Origin of the sequence: Occallatibacter sp. (assembly GCF_035317045.1) — a bacterium.
Taxonomy (GTDB): domain Bacteria; phylum Acidobacteriota; class Terriglobia; order Terriglobales; family Acidobacteriaceae; genus Telmatobacter.
On sequence record NZ_DATHHT010000038.1, the window covers coordinates 23,424 to 29,536 of the forward strand.

The 6,113-nt window shown below is 57.6% G+C and carries 5 protein-coding genes and 1 other RNA gene; 3 read left to right on the top strand and 3 right to left on the bottom strand.

The genetic code is table 11. From position 1 onward, the window contains the following. Positions 1–44 precede the first annotated feature (44 nt). The 3 genes from VK574_RS18380 to VK574_RS18390 all read right to left on the bottom strand — a co-directional run bounded on the left by VK574_RS18380 (position 45) and on the right by VK574_RS18390 (position 4,414). Positions 45–1,793, bottom strand: coding sequence for a caspase family protein (locus tag VK574_RS18380; protein WP_472801328.1), 1,749 nt, complete (start codon positions 1,791–1,793; stop codon positions 45–47). A 230-nt stretch (positions 1,794–2,023) separates the two neighbouring features. After that, positions 2,024–3,547, bottom strand: a complete 1,524-nt coding sequence (gene rimO / locus VK574_RS18385; protein ID WP_472801329.1) for a 30S ribosomal protein S12 methylthiotransferase RimO — start codon at positions 3,545–3,547, stop codon at positions 2,024–2,026. An 18-nt stretch (positions 3,548–3,565) separates the two neighbouring features. Next, positions 3,566–4,414, bottom strand: a complete 849-nt coding sequence (locus tag VK574_RS18390) for a tetratricopeptide repeat protein (protein WP_472801330.1) — start codon at positions 4,412–4,414, stop codon at positions 3,566–3,568. 126 nt (positions 4,415–4,540) lie between these two features. On the opposite strand from VK574_RS18390, the gene ffs reads away from it, so the two are divergent. The 3 genes from ffs to VK574_RS18405 all read left to right on the top strand — a co-directional run. Continuing rightward, an RNA gene (ffs, locus tag VK574_RS18395) (signal recognition particle sRNA small type) lies at positions 4,541–4,638 on the top strand. A 131-nt stretch (positions 4,639–4,769) separates the two neighbouring features. Continuing rightward, entirely contained in the window at positions 4,770–5,786 is a 1,017-nt protein-coding gene (locus VK574_RS18400) for a beta-ketoacyl-ACP synthase III (protein WP_472801331.1), read from the top strand. Between the two features lie 66 nt (positions 5,787–5,852). Then, positions 5,853–6,113, top strand: a 261-nt coding sequence (locus tag VK574_RS18405) for a GNAT family N-acetyltransferase (RefSeq protein WP_472801332.1), incomplete at its 3' end; no start/stop codon positions are given.

Here is a 6,113-nt window from a genome sequence, read left to right on the forward strand (position 1 = left end):
AGATGCTTGCTCGCGCCATCTCGTTTGTTGGGAGAACAGGGAATTCACGAGGAGCAATGGGGGCCTTCGACCTTTGCGTCCAAGCCAGGATCTGCGACGGGCCGTGCATCAGGACTGGGGACGAAAATGAAGTCGCCGCCTTCCTGCTGAATTCCGAAAGTGCCGTAATACGGATGTGGGCATAGCCCGTACACGGCGCCGTCGATCCGGCCCATGTCAATAATGTGTTCCTTTCCTCCGAATTGCTGAAGAGTCTTCAGAAATGTTCGCGCGAAGGGAGAGTGCATCCCCGGGTCTCCATCGTAGGCCTGTCGCAACCCACCCGATGCGATGTAAAGACGAGACACGCTTTTCATCTTGTTTGCGATCAAAGCGTCGAGCGAAGGAGGTGCATCCAGGCTTTCAGAGGTATAGGCAGGAATGACTCTGCGTTCTTTGAAGCTGCCGCCGTAACAAACATCGAGCACCAGCAGGATGTGGGGAATGGGGAGTTGATCGATGGCACTTCGGAAGCGGGACAAGTCAAGTCCCGAGCCCAGGTCAGGATCCTCGGCGGGGAGAAGCGTCTCACGCGTGACCAGAAAGCCTTCGCCAAAATCGTCCATGAAGCCGTGCCCGGCGACATAGATGAGGAGGCGATCGTTCTTGTCAAAGGTCCGATGGTGCAACTCCGTGAGTACGTCGTGAATGTCGCGCTTGGTCGGGTTTTCGCGCAAGAGAATATTCTGCGGCGCATAACCGAAGTTTTGCACGAGTTCTTTCTGCAGGCTTTGCGCGTCGTAGATGGGGTTATCGAGCTTCCGCCAGTGGTCGTAATTGTCTCCCGCCAGAATCAGCGCGTAGTCAGTACCGCGGTTTACTGCTTGCTCGTCGACGGGCGGGGCCTCAACCTCGACGCCGCGCATTTTCGGACCCTTGACCTGCGGGTCGTAACCGTAGGACGCCTTGCAGTCATTCATGCCTTGCGACATGTCCGTCACAGAGAGACACAGGCCACGCAGGTCAGAGTAGCTAAGGAGTTGCTCGTCGCCCCCAACTTCGACGTTCAGCTGGCCCATGTGCGACATCATGTGGCCTTCCAGGTCGGCCTCTGTGATAAACCCCTTCCTGCCTATCTCTGAAGTGCTCTTCATTGCATCGAGGAGAGAGGAAGTCATCAGTCCATGTCCCAGGGATGGAGGTTCAATTGCCGCTCCTTCTGTACCAAACAGGGCGAACCGCCGACCTGTGTAATGCAGGGTAAAGACCGAATCAGAATTCAATGCAGTCCTAAGGGAATCGAATGCGGCAGCGGAGTGCGAACTGTCGATGATGATGACTTGCCGCTGGGCTTGAATCGAGAGAAGAAGCTGGCTCAACTCGCGAGAGGTTAGAGAATTGCGCAGCGTGGTCTTGTCGCTGCCCTTTATCGTGCTATCGAAGACGATGAAGTGGTATTCTCCCGCCCCGGCGTCCCGCGAGGAGGATTTGGAATTTGGCAGGAGCACAGCACCCTGGCCCGCGAAATAGAAGACCACCAGATCTTCGGGCTTGCACACGCTAATCAAATGTTCGAGCGCGGCCCTGACACCCGCCAGGGTAGCGGAAGAATCGAGCAGGGTGGTCACGTGCACCTGCTTGAAAGTAACGCCAACCTCTTTTGTTGCGAATGTGGCAGCCACCGCTTCGGCATCTGCGTCGGCGAACCGCAGATCAGGAATGTTGCCTTCCTTGGGGTAGTCATTGATGCCGATACTCAGCACGTAGAGTTCGCGGTCTAGACCCTCGATTGACGAGCGAATGCCGGCGCCCACGCGGTGTCTTTCTCCCGCAATCGCAAATAGAAGAAAAGTTATGCAAACGACGACAGGTAGACGCATCGCGGTCCGCAAAAATGGATGGCTCGCAACCAGCGAGGTTCGCATGCTTTCAGGTCTCCGTTTCTGAGGAATACATCAGGAACGAGAGACGAAGCAACAGAAATGCTGCAACTGCGGCTGAACATATTCGCAGAACAGCATTTCCGGATCAGGCTATGGCTGACTTACAGCGGACCGGCGACCACGCGCGCAACCAGATCATAGTCGTGGGCTTCAGTGATCTCGGCGCGATAGAACTTTCCGGCTTCGAGTTCCTGCAGTTCGCCGAAGTCGTTGATGTATACCTTGCCGTCGATTTCGGGGGCGTGGAACTCGGTGCGGCCTTCCCAGAGCATGGAGGTCTCTTCGCTCTCACCTTCGGCTAGAACTACGAGTTCGCGACCGACCCACTGCTGCTTGGCACGCTTTGAGATCTTTTGCTGAAGCTTCATCAGCTTGCGCTTCCGGGACTCGATGGTGCGTTTCGGCAACTTGGCGTCGAGGGCGTGGGCTTTTGAACCTTCTTCATCGGAGTAGTTGAAGACGCCCAGCCAGTCGAATTTTGCATCGCTGATGAACTGCTCCAAAACTTCGTAGTCGGCGGAAGATTCGCCGGGAAAGCCGACAATGAAGGAGGTGCGCAGGGCGATCCCGGGAACGGCTGCGCGGACTTTTTCAAGCGTCTTGAGAAAGATGTCGGCGCCAGCTCCGCGTTTCATGCGTTTGAGCACGTCGGGAGATGCGTGTTGCAGGGGCACGTCGAGATACTTGCAGATGTTGTCGTGCTTCGCGATGGTGTCGAGCAACTTGCCGGTGATGCGATTCGGGTAGGCGTAGAGGAAGCGCAGCCAGCGGACACCTTCAATTCCGGCAAGAGATTCGAGCAGGAGAGCGAGGCCGTCTTTGATGCCAAGGTCTTCGCCGTAGCAGGTTGTGTCCTGGCCGATCAGGGTGATTTCCTGCACGCCGGCGGCGACAAGTTTCTGCGCCTCGGCGACCACGGACTCAAAGCGTCGCGAACGGAATTTGCCGCGCAGGTTGGGAATGACGCAGAAGGTGCAGGGGTGATCGCAGCCTTCAGCGATCTTGATGTACGCCGATGTTTTGCCGGTGGAGATGTAACGCGGAGTGTCTTCGTTATAGAGATATGTCGGCAGCATGTGCGCCGCGCCGTGCCATTCTTCGCGGCTGAAGCGGCCTTGCTGTTCGCGGAGATTGCCTTCGGGGCGGAACTCGGTTTTGTGGGTGCCTGCGCCGGCCTCGCGTCCTTCGCGCACTGCGGCGTGTCCATTGCCGCTGAGGATGTTAAAGGGCGATGGAACCGCGGAATGCGATGGGGCGATTCCTGCGGCTTCGAGGATCGACTCGAGTTCGCCGGTGCCAACGACGGCATCGACTTCGGGAATGTTCTTGATGATCTCGTCGCGGTAGCGCTCTACGAGGCAGCCGGCGACGATGAGTTTTTTGGCGGAGCCGGAGGTTTTGAAGCGCGCCATTTCGAGGATGGTGTCGACTGACTCCTGCTTGGCGGTGTCGATGAAGCTGCAGGTGTTGACGACGAGGATGTCGGCCTCTTCGGGGCGGGAGGTCAGGCGCGCGCCGCCGCGGTCCAGCAGACCCATCATCACTTCGGAGTCGACCAGATTTTTGGGGCAGCCTAACGAAACAAAGCCCACGGTGGGAGCCGTGGGTTGGGAAGTTTTGCTCACAGGTTCATTCTATCAAGTTCACTTTTTTCCCGCTTTGAGCGGAATGCCGCCTCCGGTCAGAACGCCTTTCGCATCTGCCGAGTACGGGCCATTTGGCTCCAGTTCCAGGTATTTCTGGTAGGCCTCGGCGCATCCAGGCGGCAAAAGCATCTTCTGGGTCGTTGGATCGATGGTGGCCTTGGAAATGAGCGCCTGCCCCTTGAAGTAATACAAAGCGGCTCGCATTGGATCGAGCGGGATGGCCTTCTCCGCCGCAGCGAATTGCGCATCGGCATTTCCGACCTGGAAGAACACGATCGTTTCATTGCGACGATATTGAGCTGCTTGTTGCGGAAACGCGGCGACGGCGTTATCGAAAGCTTCTTCCGCGTCCTTTATCTTGCCTTCGTGTGCGTAGATCTCTCCCAGGCTTGCCCACGACACACCCTTGATATCCGGGGTGCGGCTCTGCGCGTTGTTGACTGCGCCCCCTACCGCGTTGCGACTATTCCGCGTTGCGGTGGGAGCTACCGCATCGCGTTTGTCGGTAGCCTGGTAGAACTCATCTGAATGCGCGCGCTGGATGGATTCAGGATCAATGCCAAGCGCCATTTTGAAACTGCTTTCGGCGTCCGGGTATTTCTTCAGTCCAAGTTGTGCGAGCCCAAGTTCCACCCAGGGCAGAATGAGTTTGGGATCGTCGGATGTGACCTTTGCCATCATCGCCTCGGAATCCGCGAATCGCTTCTCTGCAGTAGCCTTGCGGGCCGCGACGATCTGGGCATTCAGGCCTTCCGAATCCTTCTTGCCGGCCGGTATGGGTTCCTGCGCCAACGCAGCGGAAGAAGCACTCAGCAGAATCGCCAAACACAGAAGAAGCATCTTCATTCATTACCTCAGATTGTCGAGTTGATGCAGCAGCGGAAGTATACGCAAAGAGTTCCCTTCGGCGATGGGAACTGGCCACAGCGGATGGCGGATGCAAGGGTCTGCCAAGATGCTAAAATCTATCAGTGCCGGGTCCTACGCGACGTAATCCCGCCAATCCCGCCAGGTCCGGAAGGAAGCAACGGTAACGGGCTAGTACGGGCGCAGTAGGTCACCCGGTACTTTTTGCGGTGCCGAGGGCACTTTTACTCCCTGCCGCGGTCGTGTTGCCCCGCGGTGCAGCCGAACCAAAGAGCCGTACCGATGTTGAGCGCGAGCCGGTGTTGCCGGATTTCGTGCCGCAAGGAGAAATGCATTGAGCCTTTCCGTGCGTCCCATAGTGGGCAGGCGCGCCAAAATCAGCGCTCTCGGAACTTACGTCCCCCCCCAAGTTCTTACCAATAAAGACCTCGAAAAAATGGTGGACACCAACGATCAATGGATCGTGGAACGCACCGGGATCAAGGAACGCCATGTGCTTGCTGCCGGTAAGGGCGTGAGCGACATCTGCGTTGAGGCTGCAAAAAAGTGCCTGGCAGCGCGCGGCATTGAGCCTAGCGAAGTCGAAGTGATCATTGTGGGCACCGTGACACCGGACATGATGTTTCCCTCGACCGCATGCCTGGTGCAGGACAAGATTGGCGCCAAAGGCGCATGGGGGTTCGATGTTTCGGCCGGGTGCTCGGGATTCGTGTTTGCGCTGCAGGCTGGAGTCAAGCTTGTTGAGAGCGGAGCTCAGTCCAAGGTGCTCGTCTGCGGAGCCGATGCGAACACGCGCATGACGGACTATACCGACCGGGCAACATGCGTTTTGTTTGGCGATGGCGGCGGTGCGGTGCTGATTGAACCTGCGGAAGAGGGCGAAATCGGCATGATCGACTTTGTGCACGAAATCGACGGATCGGGCGGCGTTTCATTGAACCTTCCCGCCGGTGGCAGCTTGAATCCGCCGACGCACGAAACGATCGATAAGAAGATGCACTTCATCCACCAGGATGGCCAGGCGGTCTACAAGTTCGCGGTGCGCAAGATGGCGGAAGCTACGACGAAACTGCTTGAGCGGAACGGAGTGACGGGCGCCGATCTTGGATGCTTTATTCCTCACCAGGCGAACAAGCGCATTATTACCTCGACCGCAGATCGGCTGGGTATGCCGGCTGATCGAGTCATTATCAATATTGAGAAGTACGGGAACACGTCGGCGGGGACAATTCCTCTCGCGATGGAGACGGCGGTTGAGGAAGGGAAGCTGAAGAAGGGTGACCTTGTCCTTATTGCCGCGGTTGGAGCGGGATTCACTGTGGGCACTGCGCTGCTTCGCTGGGAGATCTGAGACGCGTCATCGCGCTAGACTGGCAGGAACGTGAGTTCTGCCAACCCATTGCTGATAGACGTTCGGATGCCGATCCGTACGCCTCGCCTATTGATTCGCCCCAAGCAGCCCGGCGACGGTGCCGAAACCGCCGTGGCCGTGGCGGAAACCTGGGATGAGTTGCACCGATGGATGCGCTGGGCCGAAGACCCCACATTCTTTACCGCCGAACAAATGGAGACCCGCATCCGGCAGGTGATGGCGGCCTTTTTGCTGCGGGAAAGCTTTGAGTTGCTGGGCATCGAGATCGCCACCGGACAGCATGTGGTCTGGTGCGGACTGCACGAT